The organism is Campylobacter sp. CH278 (genome assembly GCF_004378845.1).
GTDB lineage: Bacteria > Campylobacterota > Campylobacteria > Campylobacterales > Campylobacteraceae > Campylobacter_D > Campylobacter_D jejuni.
On the sequence record NZ_RYXZ01000029.1, the window covers coordinates 1 to 419 of the forward strand.

Here is a 419-nt window from a genome sequence, read left to right on the forward strand (position 1 = left end):
TATTATTTTGTAAAAATGAGTTAAAAAATAAGCAAGGATGAAATGATGAATTATAATACTCCAAAAGTTTCTATTGTTGTACCTTCATTAAATTCTATATCATATATAAGAGAATGTATTGATAGTATATTAAATCAAACTTTAAAAGATATTGAGATACTTTGTATTGATGCAAATTCAACTGATGGAACTTTAGAAGTTTTAAAAAACTATGAAAAAAAAGATAAGAGGCTTAGGGTAATAATATCAGATAAGAAAAGTTATGGTTATCAAATGAATCTTGGTATAAAAGAGGCAAAGGGAGAATATCTTGGTATAGTTGAAAGTGATGATTATATTAAAACAAATATGTATGAAAGACTTTATGAAATTGCTAAAAAGAATGATTGTGAAGTTGTTAAAGGGGATTTTTATATATT

The 419-nt window shown here is 23.9% G+C and carries 1 protein-coding gene; it reads left to right on the forward strand.

All coding sequences use genetic code 11. From position 1 onward, the window contains the following. Positions 1 to 42: 42 nt before the first annotated feature. Positions 43 to 419, forward strand: a 377-nt coding sequence (locus ELQ04_RS08535) for a glycosyltransferase family 2 protein (protein ID WP_032588396.1), incomplete at its 3' end; no start/stop codon positions are given.